Genomic DNA, 16,096 nt, shown 5'->3' on the forward strand with positions numbered 1-16,096 from the left:
CCGGGTTCGCAAGGGCGATCTCCTAGAGCTTGATACCGTCACCGGGATCGAGCGATGCTTGCCGCGCGATCCGCTGCATCTGGCGGCTCAGGGCTGCCTGCTTGGCCGCGTCGGTTTGCGCGTCATCAACGATCGAGAACTCTTTTGCGGGCGGTGCTGTCTCTTCTGGGGCGATCGCGACGTGCTGGGGCAGTTCCGGCTCGCGGCGCAGCCCGCCATTGGCTGCGTCGTCCAGGGCCTTGACGATCCTGGCGATATCAGCCGGATTGGCGACGGCGGCGCATCCGGCCCAATTGTCAGGACGCACTGCGTCAACCGCAGGGTTCGGAGTGTTCATGATCCGCTCCGCAAAACGTCGGTCTTCGAAGTAGCGCGCCTTCTTCGCGCGGATTGGGCGGACGCCGGCCACCATCACGATCTCGTCGTCTGGTGGGAGCTGCATCACTTCGCCCGGCGTCAGCAGCTGCCGTCCGGTCTCCTGTCGCGACACCATCAGATGCCCCAGCCAAGGCGAGAGGCGATGCCCGGCGTAGTTCTTCATCGCCCGCATCTCGGTGGCGGTGCCGAGCGCGTCCGATACGCGCTTGGCGGTGCGTTCGTCGTTGGTGGCGAAGCTCACGCGGACATGGCAATTGTCGAGGATGGCGTTGTTCGGACCGTACGCTTTTTCGATCTGATTAAGGCTCTGCGCGATCAGGAATGCCTTGAGCCCATAGCCCGCCATAAACGCCAGGGCGGACTCGAAGAAGTCGAGCCGCCCCAGCGCAGGGAACTCGTCGAGCATCAACAGAACGCGATGGCGGTTGCCGTTCGGCGTCAGCTCCTCGGTCAGCCGCCGTCCGATCTGGTTGAGGATGAGGCGGATCAGTGGCTTGGTGCGCGAGATGTCGCTTGGCGGTACGACCAAATAGAGCGTCGCTGGGCGGCCACCTTCGACCAGATCAGATATGCGCCACTGGCAGGCCCGCGTGACCTGCGCGACGACGGGATCGCGATAGAGGCCAAGGAACGACATGGCCGTGCTGAGCACACCTGACCGCTCGTTGTCGGACTTGTTTAGCAATTCACGCGCGGCAGATGCGACAACGGGATGCACACCGGCTTCGCCGAGATGCGGCGTGGCCATCATCGCCGCCAGCGTTTCCTCGATCGTGCGCGACGGATCGGACAGGAATGCGGCCACCCCCGCCAGGGTCTTGTCAGGTTCGGCATAGAGGACGTGCAGGATCGCGCCGACGAGCAACGAATGCGATGTCTTTTCCCAATGATTGCGGCGCTCAAGGCTACCTTCGGGATCGACCAGCACGTCGGCGACGTTCTGCACATCGCGCACCTCCCACTGGCCGCGCCGGACTTCGAGCAGCGGGTTGTAGGCAGCACTCGCGGCGTTGGTCGGATCGAACAGCAGCACACGGCCATGCTGGGCGCGAAAGCCAGCGGTCAATGTCCAGTTCTCGCCCTTGATATCGTGGACGATCGCCGAGCCCGGCCATGTCAGGAGTGACGGGATGACCAGCCCCACGCCCTTGCCGCTGCGAGTGGGCGCGAAGCAAAGCACGTGCTCCGGGCCATCATGGCGAAGATAGTCGTCGGCGAGCTTTCCAAGCACCACGCCGTTCGGACCGAGAAGACCAGCGGAACGCACCTCCTTTTCGGTCGCCCAGCGCGCCGAGCCATAGGTTTCGGCATTTTTCAGTTCGCGCGCGCGCCACACTGACATGCTGATGGCGACAGCAATCGACACGAACCCGCCCGACGCCGCAATGAACGCACCAGTCTGGAAGATGTCGGGCGCATAGGCGTCGAACGAAAACCACCACCAGAAGAACGCGGGCGGCGGATAGATCGGCCATCCAAAAGCCATGAACCATGGCGGCCCAAGTTCCGGCTGATAGGCGAGCGCGGCTGCGGTCCACTGCGTCGCGCCCCACACTGCAGCGAGCACGATGAGAAACACCGTGATGACTTGGCCCCAGAGAATCTTGGTTGCGGACATTGACGTCTCCTTCCGGTCAGATGCTAAGGCCGCGCTTGCGGCCGAGCGTCCAGTCGATGCCGGCACCGGTGCGGACGACCCCGGACACCTGACGGCCGAGCTGCTGTTCGAGGGTGCTGACCCAAGGCACGAGCCGGAAGCCGAGGCCGTCGTCGATCATGGCGAAGCGGCCGGAGGCGAGCGCAAGACGCTGGCGGACGACGCCGGCCACTTTCTCGCCGGCTTGGGTCGGTCGGTAGGCCAGCCCCATCTCGCTCGCGATCTTGGACCCAACGGAGTCCAGCTCGTGCTTGCGTAACGTATCGAGCATTCCGCGTTCGAACACCGTGCGCTCGCCGAAGCGCCGCGCGAGCCCCTGCCGGACAAGATGGTCGGTGCGCGCGTCCATCGCCCGGCGCACCTCGGCGCCGAACCCGCCATCCGCGACGCCCGCGCCGCGCTCGATCAGCCGGTGGTCCAGCCAGGTCGCGCCGGGCGCCTTGATCTGAGCGGCGAGGTCGAGGTCCGAGCGCGTGGCGAGCACCAGCGTCGGCTTCTCCTCGCCGGCCCGCCCGATCGCGCGCAACTCGACGATGCCGCCGAGCTTCGGTGTGTGCTCCAGCGCCTCGATGCCGGGCAGCCGGACATGGTGAGTGCGCCCGTCCGTGCCGTCGATGACGGCATAGGCGGTGCCGGTAAGCTCGTCGTGCAACCCTTTGTCAATCAGCCGGCCGGCGATCGGCTTCTCGGGCGCGTTGGTGACGACGGCGTAGCTGTCGAGCGGCCGGTCCTGGTCGCGAGCCTTGAGCGCCGCGCCAATCGTGCGAATGATGTCGCCTCGCGCGCCCAGCTCGCGCAACTTCGCCGCCGCTCTTTCGGCTACCGCCCATTGGCCGGTATCTCCTTCGGTCGCGAGCCCCATTGTCTCCAGGTGCTGCAACCGGCCGATCATCAAGCGGCGGAGCCGTGGATCGTCCGGGCCGGGCCGCTCGGGGCGCAGGTCGATGACGCCTAACTCGTCGGCGGCGCGCTGGATCTCGGTGTCGAGCCGGGTCCAGCGCTCGGCCGATACCTCTCGGTCGAGCGTGCGCTGGACTTGATGCTCGGGCTTCGGCCCCAGCTCGGCCAAGGCCAGGTCTTGCGCGCGCGAGCGGAGATTGTGACTGATGTAGTCGCGTGAGATGACGAGATCGGCGCCGGTGTCGGTGACGCCGCGCACCAGCAAATGGACGTGCGGATTGTCGGTGTTCCAATGATCGACCGCGACCCAATCGAGCCGCGTCCCCAGGTCCGCCTCCATCTGACGCATGAGGTCGCGCGTGTATTCGCGCAGGTCGGTCAGCTCGGCGGCGTCCTCTGGCGACACGATGACCCGAAAATGATGCCGGTCATCCTTGCATCGCTCGGTGAAAGAGCGATCGTCGGGGTTGTCGCCGGTCGCGTCGAACATCCGCGTCGGCGAGCCGTCGCGGGTGACGCCTTCGCGCTTCAAATAAGCGACGTGCGCGGACAGCGGCGCCGAGCGCCGGCCGCCCCGGCTGCGGGTGGTCACGGGCAGCATCTTGACCATGACGCGCCGGCCCGAGCCGAACAGGCGGCTGCGGGCGAACGCGGTGCGGCCCTTTCCGAAGCTCGACTGGCCACGGCGGCGCGGCTCGCCCCAGCCTGCGCGCTTCGTCCCGCCGTGGAGCGCAGCGACACGGAGGACCTCGGCCACAAGGCCGCGCGCATTGCGGCCCAGCGCCTTGCTGCGCTTGGCCTTGCCCGGCCGGACGCGGAACTCGCTGTCCTCGCTCACAGCCGGGCCGCTTTCGGCCGAAAATGGCCTATAGTGCCATTGGAGGCGTTGTTATTGCTGGACTTTCCCTTCCGTGCGGCACGCGCGTCGACCGACGCCCCCGTATGAAGCCACGGAAAACCATTGGTTTTTCGGCGAAACGGGGTGCGCCTTGTATCTTGCAATCGTCCTTTCAGGCACTTTTCTCCCTGATCCATCCTGATTTCCTCGCGGACGGGCGACCTGATCACTGCGGCGATCATTGCGGTCGACCCGCGCCAGCGCGGGCAACAAAAAGGCTGTCGATCGGCGTTGCGGCAGGCGGATTTGGTGAAGACGAATGGCCGACTGCGGGCTGAGCGGTGGGTTCATCGACCGCGGCGATCTCGTTCTTGGGTCGCGCCAAATCAGCTTCTGTTGTGGCCGCGGATGTGCGGACGAACAGCGCGGAACGTCGCCAGGCGAAGCGATCAGGCGGTGCGACGACAGCCACTTCGACGGTACGGGCGGTGCTGGTGATTGACCCAAGCCGCGCCAGATACGCGACTGTTTCGGCGGGCAGCGGACGGCCACGCGAAAGGTGGTCATCATAGCGGCCCGGCCCGGCATTGTACGCCGCGAGCATCGCGCTCGGATTGCCGTAGCGATCGTGCATTTCGCGTAAGTAAGCAGCACCGGCCATGATGTTGTCGCGCACATCGAACGGGTCAGTGCCCAGCCCATGGCGGGCACGAAGCTGAGCCCAGGTTCCGGGCATGATCTGCATCAAGCCCATCGCCCCAGCGCTCGACACGGCGCGGGCATTGCCTGCACTTTCGACACGCAAGACCGCCCAGATCCAAGCCTCGGGAATGCCGAACCGCAGTGCCGCTTCAGCGACATGCGGCGCATAGGGATGGGCGACGGCGGACGGGGCAGGTGGCGTGTTCGCTTCCTGCGCCAATGCCGGTGTCTGGCAGATTGGCAACGCACCCAGCAGTGCAGCCAAGGTCAGCGTTGCGGCGCGCGAACGCAGGTTCAAAGGCCGACTGATCGCGGCAGCACGCACCGCCTCAGTCCTGCTCACGGGCTTTGTGCGGGCGGCTCCAGCGCAGCGACCAGGACGCCGGATCGTTGGCATTCTGGAACAGTGCCGCGCGGATCGGCTGCGGAAAGCTGGGATCGTCGATGCGCAGCGAGACGTATTCCCCGGTCCGCTCGCCGCTCTCGTTCCAGCCCGCGCCAATTTCCGGCCCTTCGCCGTCATTGCCGCGATGGACGCGCCAATCCGGCGCCTTGTCGGCGCCGCCGGGCTCAGCCGGGACGAGCGAGATACGGATATCGAGCATGGCGGTTTCGATAACGCCTTCGAAGCCTTTGTCAGTGCGGATGAAGCTGCCGATCTGCATGGTAATGGTCCTTTCGGTTGGAATTCGAGACAGGAGGTCAGCGCCAGATCAGCGGCGCGTCGGGCGTTTTCCGTGTGAGGATTGGGATCGCGCGGCCGAGCACGGTTGCTGTCGGCAAAGGGCCGAAGTAGCGACCGTCAAGGCTGTCGGGATGCGCGGGGTTGAGAAGCAACAGCTCGTCGGCTCCAAGCGTCCGGCAGCCGCGCCAGACAGGCAGCGGACGTGCAAGCCGGTCGTGTGTCAGTGCGAGCGTGACCGCCTGGCCGTCGACGGTCACTGTGCCGCCGAGCCGGCACACGCGCTGCCCGGCCTTGGCGGCCACATGTTTCAACAGCGGCACGTTTTCGCCGAGATATCCGCGCACGGCCATCCAGCGGCCAAGGCGCTGTGGCGGTGCCACGGCGACCAGCGTACCCAGCGGCGGATCGCGGTCTGGCTGGATTCGATAAAGCCCGATCGGCGCGCTCGCACTGGTGTTCCAGACGATGCGCGGCAGCGGATCAGTCACCACAATCGCTGCGAATGACAGGGCGAATGCTGACGCTGCTGCAACCGTCGCACGGATATAGAAGCGGCGGCTCATCCTTCGATCTCCCGCCGCTTGAGCCAGGCCCGATGGCGCTCCATCGTGTACGCGCGCGGCTGATGCCCGGCAGCGATGCGGTTGTGGACATGCCGCCAATGATCGGGTGCTGTATCGCACGGATCGACGCCTGCGTAGTCCACCGCGTCGATGTGGCTGAGCACTTGGGATACCTTTGGCCAGCCTTCGATGGTGAGCAAAATGTCACCGCCCGGCAGCACGAAGGGCAGCGTCGTGAACGGCTCGCCTGCACTGACGGCACGCACGACGTCGATGCGCGAGCTGACCGTGCCGAAGTCATTGGCGGCCCAGCGAACGAACGCGAAGATGGCACCGGGACGAAAGCTGACGATGCGGCGACGGCGATCGACAATTTCGTCCTTGGCGATCCGACCGAAGCGGATCCAGTGTTCGACCCGTTTCTCGATCCACGTCAGTTGAACGTGAGTCATGTTATCGGGACGCGGAGCGCCGTGTCCACGTTGTGTGGGCGAGACGGTCATTGCCGGCTCCGTGCGAAGGGCGAGTTGGCGCGCGGCAACAGGTCGTTCTGGCCCGGCTCGCTGGTGGAATGCTTGGTGCCGAGATCGGCCCAGGCCTGAAGGTCGTCGACCGAATAGACCACACGCCCGCCGATGCGGCGATAGGTCGGTCCGGTCCCGAAATAGCGGTGCTTTTCCAGCGTCCGCCCGGACAGGCCCAGGAAGCGTGCAGCTTCGGGCGTCCGGAGATAGCGGGGCGGCAGATTATGCGTCGTATCAGGCAAGGTCAGGCTCCTGCGGTCGGGGGTGGCAGGAGGCGAAAATGACGAAGCGCGCTCGGAGAGGTGGAGTATGAAGATATGTGATCGCGGGGATGTGACCACCCCTGCCCGAGACCCGCGCAAGCCGGTTCAGCGGATGCGCAGCAGCTTGCGATAGTCGCCATTCATCAGCGCAGTGGCGTCGCGGACGAGCCGGATTGCGAACGACCGCCCGGCCGATGTTTTCCATTCGGTCGCTGGCAGTTCGGCATCATCTTCGCGGCCCATAGCGGTGGCAATCTGGCGATAGCTCGCGCCCGACAGGTGCAAATCGAGCGCCTGAAGCATCATGGCGAGGCGTGCTTGCCGGTAGCGGCTAAGCGGCCATCCGCGTGCCGGTGGCCCCGATTGCTTACCGAACAATCGGCGATGAAAGCGCAGCAGGCTCGTCACCCGCGTCGTGAAATCCTTGTCGAGTGGGATGATCGCCGCCAGCGGCTGACCGGGCGTCGGATTGCGCAGCCAAAGCGAATGTGCGCCGTCCCGGTCAGCCACCACGACGTGCCGCCCCTCGACCCCCGCCTGATCGGCCAGCAGCGCGCCAAGCTTCAGCGGATCGACGGCTTTAGCGTCGCCGAACCCTTCCGGCGGGGCGTCAAGAATGACGGTGACGGCGGTTAGCTCGGGCCGCCAGATCACCGTGTCGGCAAGGTCATCCGGCGCATAGGCGAAAGGACAACCCCCAGCGCCGCGCGAATGCGGCTTCGGCGGTTTGGCGTGCGATCGATCCGCGCGCGATCCGCCGCTCCATCTGCGCATGTTCGGCGCGATAGTTGCGGTTGCGCTTCAGAAATTCGGCGGCGAGTTCGGCGCGACCAAGCGTGTCGGCCGCCTTCTCACTGCCACTGGTACGCTTGTTCGACGACCTGGACATGACAGTCTCCTGGCCGCGACCATCGCGGCCCGCGAACCAGAGCGTGGCGATGCCGTCGCGAATCGAAAAGCGTCAAATCCGCATGCTGCGATGCACGCGATGCGCCGAGCTTTCTCCATAATGGACTGAAACGTTAATGCTTTAGCTCACTGTCGCGCGCCAGCAGATGGGCGTAGCCGACCTCGGTCATCCACCGCGCGCGGGCCAGGTGAGAGGCATACATTTGCTCGGCGCGTTCCGGTTCGCGGGCAGGATCAATGCCAAAAATGATCGCGATGGCCTCTCGCCAGTCGGCTCCGTCGGCGTCAGCATCGAGCAATCGCAGATAATCGGTGAGGTGCGCCTCGTCATAAGGCGTGATTATTGGAACCTCAGGCGCAATGTCGTCGAAACGGCAGCTCATGGCAGCGAATCCCCCCTCTTGCCCGCCACTGCAATAACGGAACTACCGCCGGAAAATACTTGCAAGTCATGCATAGCTGAACGCACCTTTTGCAGCGCCGAAGCTCAAGTCGGGCCAATACACCTTATAAGAGATAAACCTCATCAGGTGTATCGTCCAGCGTGCCGTGCATGGACATGCGCCGCCTCGTGGGACTGAACTTCGCGCGTTTGCGGCGCGACAAGGGGCTGACGCAAGAGCAGTTTGCTGAGATGTCGGGCTTTACCCAGCAATATGTCAGCGATCTGGAGCGCGGGCGTCGCAACCCCACGGTGGTGACGCTGTTTCATTTGGCAGGACCACTCGGGGTCGAGCCGTCCGACCTTGTCGCGAAGATCGAAGACGACGATTCTGATCTGGCACGAATGGCGTAGCTCGAATTGCAAAGAGCCCCGCCCGGTGGTCCGGGCGGGGCGTCTGGCCGGCTCAGCCGTCGTTGCGACGGCCGTTGGGGCGCGACCAGATGAGGCTGAAGGTCTCGCCACCCTCGTCGTCGAAGAGGTTGGCGTAGATCGGCGCGTTGAAGCTGGGATCGTCGAGCTTGACCGCCAGATAGTCGCGGCCTTCGTTCGAGGTCTTGCTCCAGGCGGCACCGATTTCGGCGCGGTTGACCAGAACCCGGTGCGATGGCGCGTTGTCGTTGGTGCGAGTGTCCTGCGGGATGATGCGGACGCCCTTGGCCTGAACCGAGAGGGTGACGATTTCGCCGGTGTATTCGCCCGAAGCCGTCTTCTTGAAAGTGCCGATGGTTGCCATGATGAAGTTCCTTTCCTTGGATCGAACCGCCCGATTGCGGTCTCGATGGGTGATCCAAAGGCCGGGACGGACGCTGCCGCACCGCTTGCGGCCGAAGCGATAGCGGAGGACGGAGGGCGGCGAGTTTCTTGTTTCGCGAGGAATGACCGAAGGTCAGGGGAAGAAAGTCGCAAGCCCGCCGTTGCGGCTAGGCGGACGAGGCGAAGCTGGTCCCGGACAGATCAAACCCATGAAGAGATCGCATTGAGGTGGTGCGCAATGGAACCGCATGGTTGGCAACATGGATCGAGAGTACAGGCTCGAACGGACCGCTCAGATCGTCAAAACGACTTAGACCAGAGCATGCGGCATATCATGCTGCGCTCGCCGAACGCTCCGCGCGCATCATTGGTCTGCTTAGCGGTCGTTCGCAGGCAGACGACGTAATAGCCAGGCTGGCAGTTGCTCGCCACGGTGTAGCGCCCTCGTAGGCACATCGTAGATTACACTCAGCCGCCGCCAGAGTGTGCGGGCATGCGGGAGCACGATTCCGCGCTCGTCGGCACTTGTTTTCACCCTCCGCACACATTCAGCCCAGCTTGGTCGCTCGGGCCTAAAATATTCTGCGGCCAGTCGGTCGAGCACGCTGCTTTCGATCGAAGCCGGGCACCCACCCCCTTTGAAGCGCGGCACGAGGTAAGCAAGCCGGTCATGACGGCTAATTCCTGAGACTGCGCTCAACCAAGTCCAAATACTCGCCGCGCTGGCGTCGCCCAGGCTGGCGAGCGCGGCAACTGCGGCGGATTTGGTCATGCCTCCCTCCACGAGCGCCTCGACCTGATTGACGATAATGAGCCGATCCATGGCGCGCTGCTTAGCCACCCCGGTCTGCCGGTCATAAAAGTCCCACTGCAAATCTCGTGCTCTGCGTTCGACCACTGTCAAAAACTTCCTCCATCGAACTACAAAGCGCAGTATTTTGATGCAACCGATGCCGTTCACACGAAAAACTGACATCCATGATCGCGCAAAAGAGGCAGGCTGCGATCGGATCGATTGACCTTATCGAACGCCCCAGCTACACAAGCAACACGCTTACGCGCCTTTGGAGTGGGCTAGATTGCTCGTAAAATCAATGTCAGATTTTTCAGAAGACCACGCGGTTTACTCAGCAGTTTCCATCAAAAACTGCAAACGAACTCGTCCGCTGGTGATCGCATGCTGCTCCGCCCGCAAGGCGATTCCCGCCAAAGTCAGCGTCGAAGCACTTCCAATCGGTGATCTTGAGAACGTGGCCAGCGCATGGCTCGATTCCATCGACGGTGCGACTCCAACAGTCGCGGCGGTAGAAATGTATATCGGCCGCTCTTTCGCTTACGCGAAACAGGCAGCGGCATTGCTCGACGCCGAGGTCGACATTCTCTCCGCGGGCCTCGGCTATGTTCGGGGGGAAGCGCTGATCCCCAGCTATGATCTGGCCGCCGGCCGCGGTGCTGGCGGCGTGGCGCAGCGGATCTTCAAGTTCAAGCCGGATGAGTGGTGGGCGGCCGTCAGTCGGAGCCGCTTCTCAGCGGAGCGCTTGCCAGAGACCGGGAGCCGACCGGTGATCATGATCGCACTGACCCGCGACTATGCGCGGATGGTCCGCCCCATGCTGGAGCAATTTGCGGCCCATGCCGACCGTATTCGGATCTTTGGTGCAGGGCTTGCCTCTCATCTGCCGCAGCCGCTGACCGGTTGCCTCATGCCTTATGATGAAGGCATGACGCTCAAAGGCACGAAAGGCGATTTCGCCGGTCGTGCCTTGCTGACCCATGCGCGTTTGCTCGCCGCCGAAACGGACAACTACAACCTGGAAGACGAGCGTGAAGCCGTTCGTGCGATGATGGCAGGCGGTAAGCCGTATCGCGCTCGCAACCGGAAAGCGGTTTCGGACCAAGTCATTGTGCAGCAAATATCCCCTTGGCTTCGTGAAGAGCCGATGATCAGCCACACCCGAATTCTTCGCCGCCTGCGCGACCTTTGCGGCATTGCGTGCTCAGAGGAGCGCGCCCGGCGCATCATGATAGGATTGATGGCATGAGCACGTCGACCATGATTGTGCGGGCGCTGCATATGCGACAAGGCGGGCATGATCTGTACCTGTTTGCCGTTCCGGGAGACCGGCTGCTCGATATCGCCGAAATCAGCCGGATCGGCCGCGATGCGGCCGGCATGCTTGAAGGCTATCAGCGCGGCGAGATACGCAGCCATGTCGCTGACATTGCGCGCTATCTGAGCGATGGCGATGTCCTCTTTCCCAATCCCATTCTTCTTGCGCTCTCGCCTGACGTGCGTTTCAAATCCGCTCGCGGATCGCGGCCGCCCGGAATGCTCCCGACCGGCGATGTCGGGACCCTGCGCCTGCCGACCGGTCCCAATAAGCCCGGCTGGATCGTAGATGGGCAGCAGCGGGTGCTGGCGTTGGCCAAGGCGGACGCCAAGACGATGGTCGTCCCGGTCGTCGCGTTCGTATCCACGGATATTGCCGTCCATCGCGAACAGTTCGTGCTGGTCAACAAGGCGCGGCCCCTACCGCGTGCGGTCGTGGATGCTCTGCTCCCGGCGATGGATGCGGCGGTACTGCCTCGCGATCTCGGTCCCCGGAAAATCCCGAGTGTTCTGGTCGACGCCCTGAATTCACATCGGGATTCACCGCTTTGTGGTCTCATCCGTCGTCCGGGCGGTGTCGAGACCGCCATTATCGGCGACCAGGCCCTGTTGCGCTCAATCAAGCGATCTATCTCGACGCCGCTTGGTGCGCTGAGTCCCTATGGTCACGGAGGTGGCGAGCCTGATGTCCAGGCGATGTACGGCCTGCTATCCGGTTTTTGGAGCGCAGTGCGTGAAGCATTCCCCGATGCTTGGGGACTTCCTCCGAGTGAAAGCCGGCTGATGCACGCCGCCGGGATTGAGGTCATGGGCTATCTGATGGACCGGATCTTGTCCCGACCGGACGCGGCGCGCACGCCGCGCGAAGCGACGCTCGCCGCGCTTGAACGGATCGCCCCGCATTGCCGCTGGACCAACGGTAAGTGGGACGGCCTTGAGATCGAATGGAATACCGTGGAATGCACTTCGCGGAGCATCGCCCGGTTGCGCGATCATCTCATTCGACTTGAGCATCAGCCAAGGCTCGTCGCATGAAATTCCTTTTTGCCGATACTGCGGATACGGTCGACCCTGCATTCGACTTTGAACGCACGCGGAGCCCTCGGCAGCGTCGTGTTCACGACGATGACCATTATCCGCACGAGCATCTGATCCGCGCGCCTTATGACGGCATCTTGCTATCGCGCGCGGCGTTTAGCGATCATCGCCGCTCCGGCAAGTATGGTGCAGCGCGGTCTATGCGGTTTCGGCGTGAGGGCGCGCGCACGTTTTTGCGTTATCCCGAAGCGGAGTTCCCCGGCAGCATCGTCATGGGTGACTGTGGCGCATTCAGCTATCGCGATGCCGATGCGCCGCTTTACACTGTCGATGACACGCTTTCCTTCTACGCGGACGGTGGCTTTACCCATGGCTGCTCGGTGGATCACCTCATTTTCGATTTCTTCACTGATAACCGTGAACCGTCGGAGGAGGCACGTCGGCGTCAGGAGATTACGCTGACTTTAGCGGCGGATTTCTATCGGACCTCGGTTGCTCTCGGCAAAAGGTTTACGCCCATGGGTGCCATTCAGGGATGGTCGCCTGCTAGTATGGCAGATGCAGCGGTCGATCTCGTAAAGATGGGTTATCGTAGCCTAGCCCTCGGTGGAATGGCGCGTTCGCCCACCGATGATATCGAGCTAGCGCTCAAGGCGATCAACGAACGCCTGGGCGCATCGAAGGTCGCCATCCATGTGCTGGGTTTCGGCAAGGTCGAAGACGCACCGCGGCTGAAGCGCTTAGGCGTAACCAGCTTCGATACCACGTCGCCGTTGCTTCGGGCCTTTAAGGACGACAGGCAGAACTATTTCTATGCTGATGGCAATCGCCTCGGCCACTATACGGCCGTGCGAATACCACAAGCAGCCGACGATCGGCATGCGCGCGCGTCGGCTAAGGCTCGGACTGTTGGGCAAGAGGAATTGATCCGCCTTGAGCGAATCGCGCTTGGCGCGGTACGAGCTTATGCCTCAGGCGAAGGCGAACTTGAGCAAACCGTTGATCGTATCATCGATTATGTCAGCGTCGTCCTCTGGAAGGACAAGAAGTCTGAGAAATCAAATACGGCCGAATTTGCCAAGTTGCGTTCCATCTATCTCCGCTCTTTGGGCGAACGACCTTGGGAACGCTGCGACTGCCGCGTGTGCCACGAACTCGGAGTGGAGGCGTTGATTTTCCGCTCGACCAACCACAACAAACGGCGCGGCTTTCACAATCTCGCAGTCTTCCACAGCCTCCTCAAATCGCAAGCCAAGGTTTCTCCATGAAGACAATCAAGCTCGGGCCTGTCCTTCAACTCGAACAATCTTCGGCCGTGCCGGTCGTGGTCTTCCGAGCGACGGCGTCAGAGATTCTCTCGATCGCTCGGATCGAGCGCGCTGACCGGCGTGAAGACGGTAGGCTGGTGGGATTTCAGCGTCCACAGATCCAAGCGCATATCAACGAAATCCAGGACTATCTCGACGAAGACGAGGCGCCGATCCTGCCCAACGCTATCGTGTTGGGCTTCTGCGGCGGTGTAAGCATAAAAAGCGACGTGCTCGTGGTCGACGGCGGCAGCGTGCCCCCTGGCTGGGTGGTCGATGGTCAGCAGAGGCTGACCGCAGCAACCCGCACGCAGAATCAGGACTTCCCGCTTCTCGTTTCGGCCTTTCTTTGCCGATCGGTCGCAGAATTGCATAAGCAGTTCATCCTCATTAACTCTACTCGTCCGCTGCCGCGCGACCTGATCTACGAGCTGATGCCGGGCGTTGAGGGGCTGCCGCCGCGTCTGTCTGATCGGACTGCAGCAGCTCTTCTGGTCGAAGCGCTCAACTATCGCGAAGGCTCGCCATTGAAAGGCATGATCAAGCAGCACACCAATCGCGCGGGCGTCATCAAGGACACGCTCATCCAGCGCGTGCTGATGGCATCACTCTCCGACGGTGCGTTATCGGCTTGGCGGGACGACACCTCACTCTTGCTTGGTCCCGGCTATGCGATGGTGGCAAATTTCTTTTCGGCGCTACGCCAGGTGTTCGCCGATGACTGGGAGGGTCATACGCCCAAAACCTCGCGCCTCGTCCATGGCGTAGGCTTGGTCGCGATGGGATATGTCATGGACGCTCTGGCCTTCGATCGAGAGGCCCGCTCGAAGGACGATTTCGTCGCGGGCCTAGAGCCGTTGGTGGGCCGCACCGCGTTTCGAAGCGGGGAATGGGAATTCACCGATCAACGCCGGCTGTGGAATACGCTTCAGAACACCGGCGCCGACTATCAGTTGCTGGCAACTCATCTGGTAAGCCTAGTCCGGCGACCGCGCGGTCTGCGGCTCGCGAGCGATCGGTGACCGCGTTGCACGAAATCACCAAGGATTTCCGGTTCGATGCCGCACACACGCTGATCCGCGAGATTGCGGCGGAAGGATCGCGGCGCATTCATGGGCACTCGTATCGTGCGCAGGTCGCACTTCGTGGGTCCGTTGACCCGACTTCCGGAATGGTCGCAGATATGGGGCTCGTCGAACAATTGGTGGAAGGTGCGCGTGAAACCTTGGATCATCGCTTCCTCGATGAGATCAACGACCTTGGGCCGGCGACCATGGAGAATCTGGCAAGCTGGATCTGGCGCAAGGTGAAGCCCGAATGCCCGCAACTGGTGCGGGTGACGGTCTTCCGCGACAGCGCCGGCGAAAGCTGCAGCTATTGGGGCGAGTGATGTCGGCCGATCCTGACATGCGTGCACTGGTGCTCCTCTCCGGAGGGCAGGATTCAGCGACCTGTCTCGCCTGGGCGCTAGATCGCTTCGCGGCTGTTGAGACTGTCGGAATCGCTTACGGGCAAAGGCACGCCATCGAGCTTGACTGTCGCGAGGCCGTACGGGCCGGGATCGCTGAATTGAACTCCCGATGGCGTGATCGCCTTGGTGACGATCATGTGATCCCGATCGAGGCCCTCGGCCAAATCGGCGGTACGGCAATGACGTCCGAAATCGCAATCACCGCAAGTGAGGCGGGATTGCCCAACACCTTCGTGCCAGGGCGCAACCTCATATTCTTTACCTTTGCGGCAGCGATCGCCTATCGGAGGGGTATCCGGCATCTGGTCGGCGGCATGTGCGAGACCGATTATTCGGGCTATCCCGATTGCCGCGACGATGCGCTCAAGGCGCTCCAGGTCACGCTTAATCTCGGCATGGACCAGCGTTTCGTGCTGCATACGCCGCTCATGTGGATCGACAAGGGGGCGACTTGGCAGTTGGCAGCCGATCTTGGCGGAGCGGCATTGGTGGACGTGATCCAGGAACACAGTCACAGTTGTTATCTCGGAGACCGCACGCGACGGTTTGAATGGGGGTATGGATGCGGCTCATGTCCAGCCTGCGCATTGCGGGCCAGCGGGTGGCAGCGTTTTGCAGAAGGATCGTCGGCATGAGTAAGGGCGACGAGAAGGCGCAACGGCGACTCCAGTGGTTACTCGACGCTCCGTTGTTCGTCGACGAGGCGCTCACGGCCCGGTTGTTCGACGCGGTAGTGCGACCTTCCTATGAGGTGCAGAGCCGCGAAGTTGGTGAGGTCAGCGAAACCGCACGGCGGCGGCTGCTCGGCGGCGAGGCCGAGGCGGGCTATGATTTAGGCCTCTCCTTTCTGACCGGCGCCCTTAAACTTCGAGGCCAAGTCAATGCAGAACGCGAGAAGACCGACACGCTGACAACCTCCACGATGCGGACCGAAGTGCGGGTGGACACGGCCGGACGCCGTCTTGAGGAGATCGCCCTTGTCTATCTCAGTAACCATCCAGACCGGATCGTGTTCATCGATACAGACGGGACTGCGACCACCTTTGACGGCAGAACCCTGTCGATTCAGGATCTCGAAGCGGCCGCCGAGGATCCGCCGCGTATGCTGGCATTCATCGACATTCCCCGCAACACGCCGATCATTCCCATGGCATGCGAGTGCGAAGCGGGATCGACGGCGCGCCTCTACGAAAACTATATTGCCCAGCAATGGCCGACCGAGGCCGAACGCCCGGTGTATCCAGCAGACAACGCCGATCAGGACGCCCGACGGGTCTATTGGCGCGCCTTGGCTGATCGTTTCTCCTCGCGGGTCGGCATGGAAGTGATCGAGGCTGCCGGCGCGGAAGGCCGGTTCGGATGGATCGACTTCCGCATGCCGATTGGCACCGCGGGCGACGCCATGCACCTCCATCTTGTGCCAGGAGGGCGTTATTATACAGGGGTTTTTGCCTACAACATGGTTCGCCGCGGCTACCGGCAGGGTATTCGCATGGTCGGGACATTGAAAGCCGGGATCGACCTAAACGTTCTGGCCGTGTTCGATCGGTAAG

General features: G+C 62.8%; 20 protein-coding genes. 8 read left to right on the plus strand and 12 right to left on the minus strand.

Annotation, left to right across the window (positions count from 1 at the left end; all coding sequences use genetic code 11):
* Positions 1–22 precede the first annotated feature (22 nt).
* From H3309_RS09330 to H3309_RS09375, 10 genes are all read right to left on the minus strand, one after another.
* Positions 23–1,996 carry a conjugal transfer protein TraG gene (locus H3309_RS09330; protein WP_182294475.1) on the minus strand — a complete coding sequence of 658 codons (1,974 nt, stop codon included), beginning with the start codon at positions 1,994–1,996 and terminating at the stop codon, positions 23–25.
* A gap of 16 nt (positions 1,997–2,012) precedes the next feature.
* A complete protein-coding gene (locus tag H3309_RS09335; protein ID WP_182294476.1) occupies positions 2,013–3,773 on the minus strand; it encodes a relaxase/mobilization nuclease domain-containing protein in 1,761 nt (586 codons plus the stop codon).
* A gap of 238 nt (positions 3,774–4,011) precedes the next feature.
* Positions 4,012–4,767 carry a lytic transglycosylase domain-containing protein gene (locus H3309_RS09340; RefSeq protein ID WP_398400284.1) on the minus strand — a complete coding sequence of 252 codons (756 nt, stop codon included), beginning with the start codon at positions 4,765–4,767 and terminating at the stop codon, positions 4,012–4,014.
* 37 nt (positions 4,768–4,804) lie between these two features.
* Complete coding sequence (locus H3309_RS09345; RefSeq protein WP_182294478.1) at positions 4,805–5,140, minus strand: DUF736 domain-containing protein; 336 nt, start codon at positions 5,138–5,140, stop codon at positions 4,805–4,807.
* Positions 5,141–5,177: 37 nt separating this feature from the next.
* A complete protein-coding gene (locus tag H3309_RS09350) occupies positions 5,178–5,723 on the minus strand; it encodes a S26 family signal peptidase (RefSeq protein ID WP_182294479.1) in 546 nt (181 codons plus the stop codon).
* Positions 5,720–6,226: a DUF2840 domain-containing protein gene (locus H3309_RS09355; protein WP_182294480.1), complete on the minus strand. Its 507-nt coding sequence runs from the start codon at positions 6,224–6,226 to the stop codon at positions 5,720–5,722. Before H3309_RS09355 ends, H3309_RS09350 begins: the two co-directional genes overlap by 4 nt.
* Entirely contained in the window at positions 6,223–6,489 is a 267-nt protein-coding gene (locus tag H3309_RS09360; protein ID WP_116968946.1) for a helix-turn-helix transcriptional regulator, read from the minus strand. Before H3309_RS09360 ends, H3309_RS09355 begins: the two co-directional genes overlap by 4 nt.
* Positions 6,490–6,615: 126 nt before the next feature.
* Positions 6,616–7,164: a DUF2285 domain-containing protein gene (locus tag H3309_RS09365; protein WP_243453673.1), complete on the minus strand. Its 549-nt coding sequence runs from the start codon at positions 7,162–7,164 to the stop codon at positions 6,616–6,618.
* A gap of 13 nt (positions 7,165–7,177) precedes the next feature.
* A complete protein-coding gene (locus H3309_RS09370; protein ID WP_182294481.1) occupies positions 7,178–7,399 on the minus strand; it encodes a transcriptional regulator domain-containing protein in 222 nt (73 codons plus the stop codon).
* 133 nt (positions 7,400–7,532) lie between these two features.
* Entirely contained in the window at positions 7,533–7,802 is a 270-nt protein-coding gene (locus tag H3309_RS09375) for a DNA -binding domain-containing protein (protein WP_182294482.1), read from the minus strand.
* Positions 7,803–7,972: 170 nt separating this feature from the next.
* On the opposite strand from H3309_RS09375, the gene H3309_RS09380 reads away from it, so the two are divergent.
* On the plus strand, positions 7,973–8,215 hold the full coding sequence (locus tag H3309_RS09380) for a helix-turn-helix domain-containing protein (protein ID WP_182294483.1): 243 nt from the start codon (positions 7,973–7,975) through the stop codon (positions 8,213–8,215).
* 52 nt (positions 8,216–8,267) lie between these two features.
* Here the strand turns inward: H3309_RS09380 and H3309_RS09385 are convergent, their stop codons facing one another.
* On the minus strand, positions 8,268–8,597 hold the full coding sequence (locus tag H3309_RS09385) for a DUF736 domain-containing protein (protein WP_135086668.1): 330 nt from the start codon (positions 8,595–8,597) through the stop codon (positions 8,268–8,270).
* Between the two features lie 396 nt (positions 8,598–8,993).
* Positions 8,994–9,515 (minus strand): DNA-binding domain-containing protein, encoded by a 522-nt coding sequence (locus H3309_RS09390; RefSeq protein WP_243453919.1) that lies wholly within the window; start codon positions 9,513–9,515, stop codon positions 8,994–8,996.
* A gap of 196 nt (positions 9,516–9,711) precedes the next feature.
* On the opposite strand from H3309_RS09390, the gene H3309_RS09395 reads away from it, so the two are divergent.
* The 7 genes from H3309_RS09395 to H3309_RS09425 are packed head-to-tail and all read left to right on the plus strand — an operon-like array spanning position 9,712 to position 16,095.
* Positions 9,712–10,659: a hypothetical protein gene (locus tag H3309_RS09395; RefSeq protein ID WP_182294485.1), complete on the plus strand. Its 948-nt coding sequence runs from the start codon at positions 9,712–9,714 to the stop codon at positions 10,657–10,659.
* Entirely contained in the window at positions 10,656–11,762 is a 1,107-nt protein-coding gene (gene dbpB, locus H3309_RS09400; RefSeq protein WP_243453674.1) for a DGQHR domain-containing protein DpdB, read from the plus strand. Before H3309_RS09395 ends, dbpB (H3309_RS09400) begins: the two co-directional genes overlap by 4 nt.
* On the plus strand, positions 11,759–13,033 hold the full coding sequence (gene dpdA, locus H3309_RS09405) for a tRNA-guanine transglycosylase DpdA (protein WP_182294486.1): 1,275 nt from the start codon (positions 11,759–11,761) through the stop codon (positions 13,031–13,033). Before dbpB (H3309_RS09400) ends, dpdA begins: the two co-directional genes overlap by 4 nt.
* Positions 13,030–14,094 (plus strand): DGQHR domain-containing protein DpdB, encoded by a 1,065-nt coding sequence (gene dbpB, locus H3309_RS09410; RefSeq protein ID WP_182294487.1) that lies wholly within the window; start codon positions 13,030–13,032, stop codon positions 14,092–14,094. Before dpdA ends, dbpB (H3309_RS09410) begins: the two co-directional genes overlap by 4 nt.
* Positions 14,091–14,462, plus strand: a complete 372-nt coding sequence (locus H3309_RS09415; RefSeq protein WP_243453675.1) for a 6-carboxytetrahydropterin synthase — start codon at positions 14,091–14,093, stop codon at positions 14,460–14,462. Before dbpB (H3309_RS09410) ends, H3309_RS09415 begins: the two co-directional genes overlap by 4 nt.
* Positions 14,462–15,178 (plus strand): 7-cyano-7-deazaguanine synthase QueC, encoded by a 717-nt coding sequence (queC, locus tag H3309_RS09420; protein WP_182294488.1) that lies wholly within the window; start codon positions 14,462–14,464, stop codon positions 15,176–15,178. The genes H3309_RS09415 and queC overlap by 1 nt, the downstream gene beginning before the upstream one ends.
* Positions 15,115–16,095 carry a hypothetical protein gene (locus tag H3309_RS09425; RefSeq protein ID WP_182294489.1) on the plus strand — a complete coding sequence of 327 codons (981 nt, stop codon included), beginning with the start codon at positions 15,115–15,117 and terminating at the stop codon, positions 16,093–16,095. Before queC ends, H3309_RS09425 begins: the two co-directional genes overlap by 64 nt.
* Position 16,096 lies beyond the last annotated feature (1 nt).

The sequence above is a fragment of the Sandaracinobacteroides saxicola genome, assembly GCF_014117445.1.
GTDB lineage: Bacteria > Pseudomonadota > Alphaproteobacteria > Sphingomonadales > Sphingomonadaceae > Sandaracinobacteroides_A > Sandaracinobacteroides_A saxicola.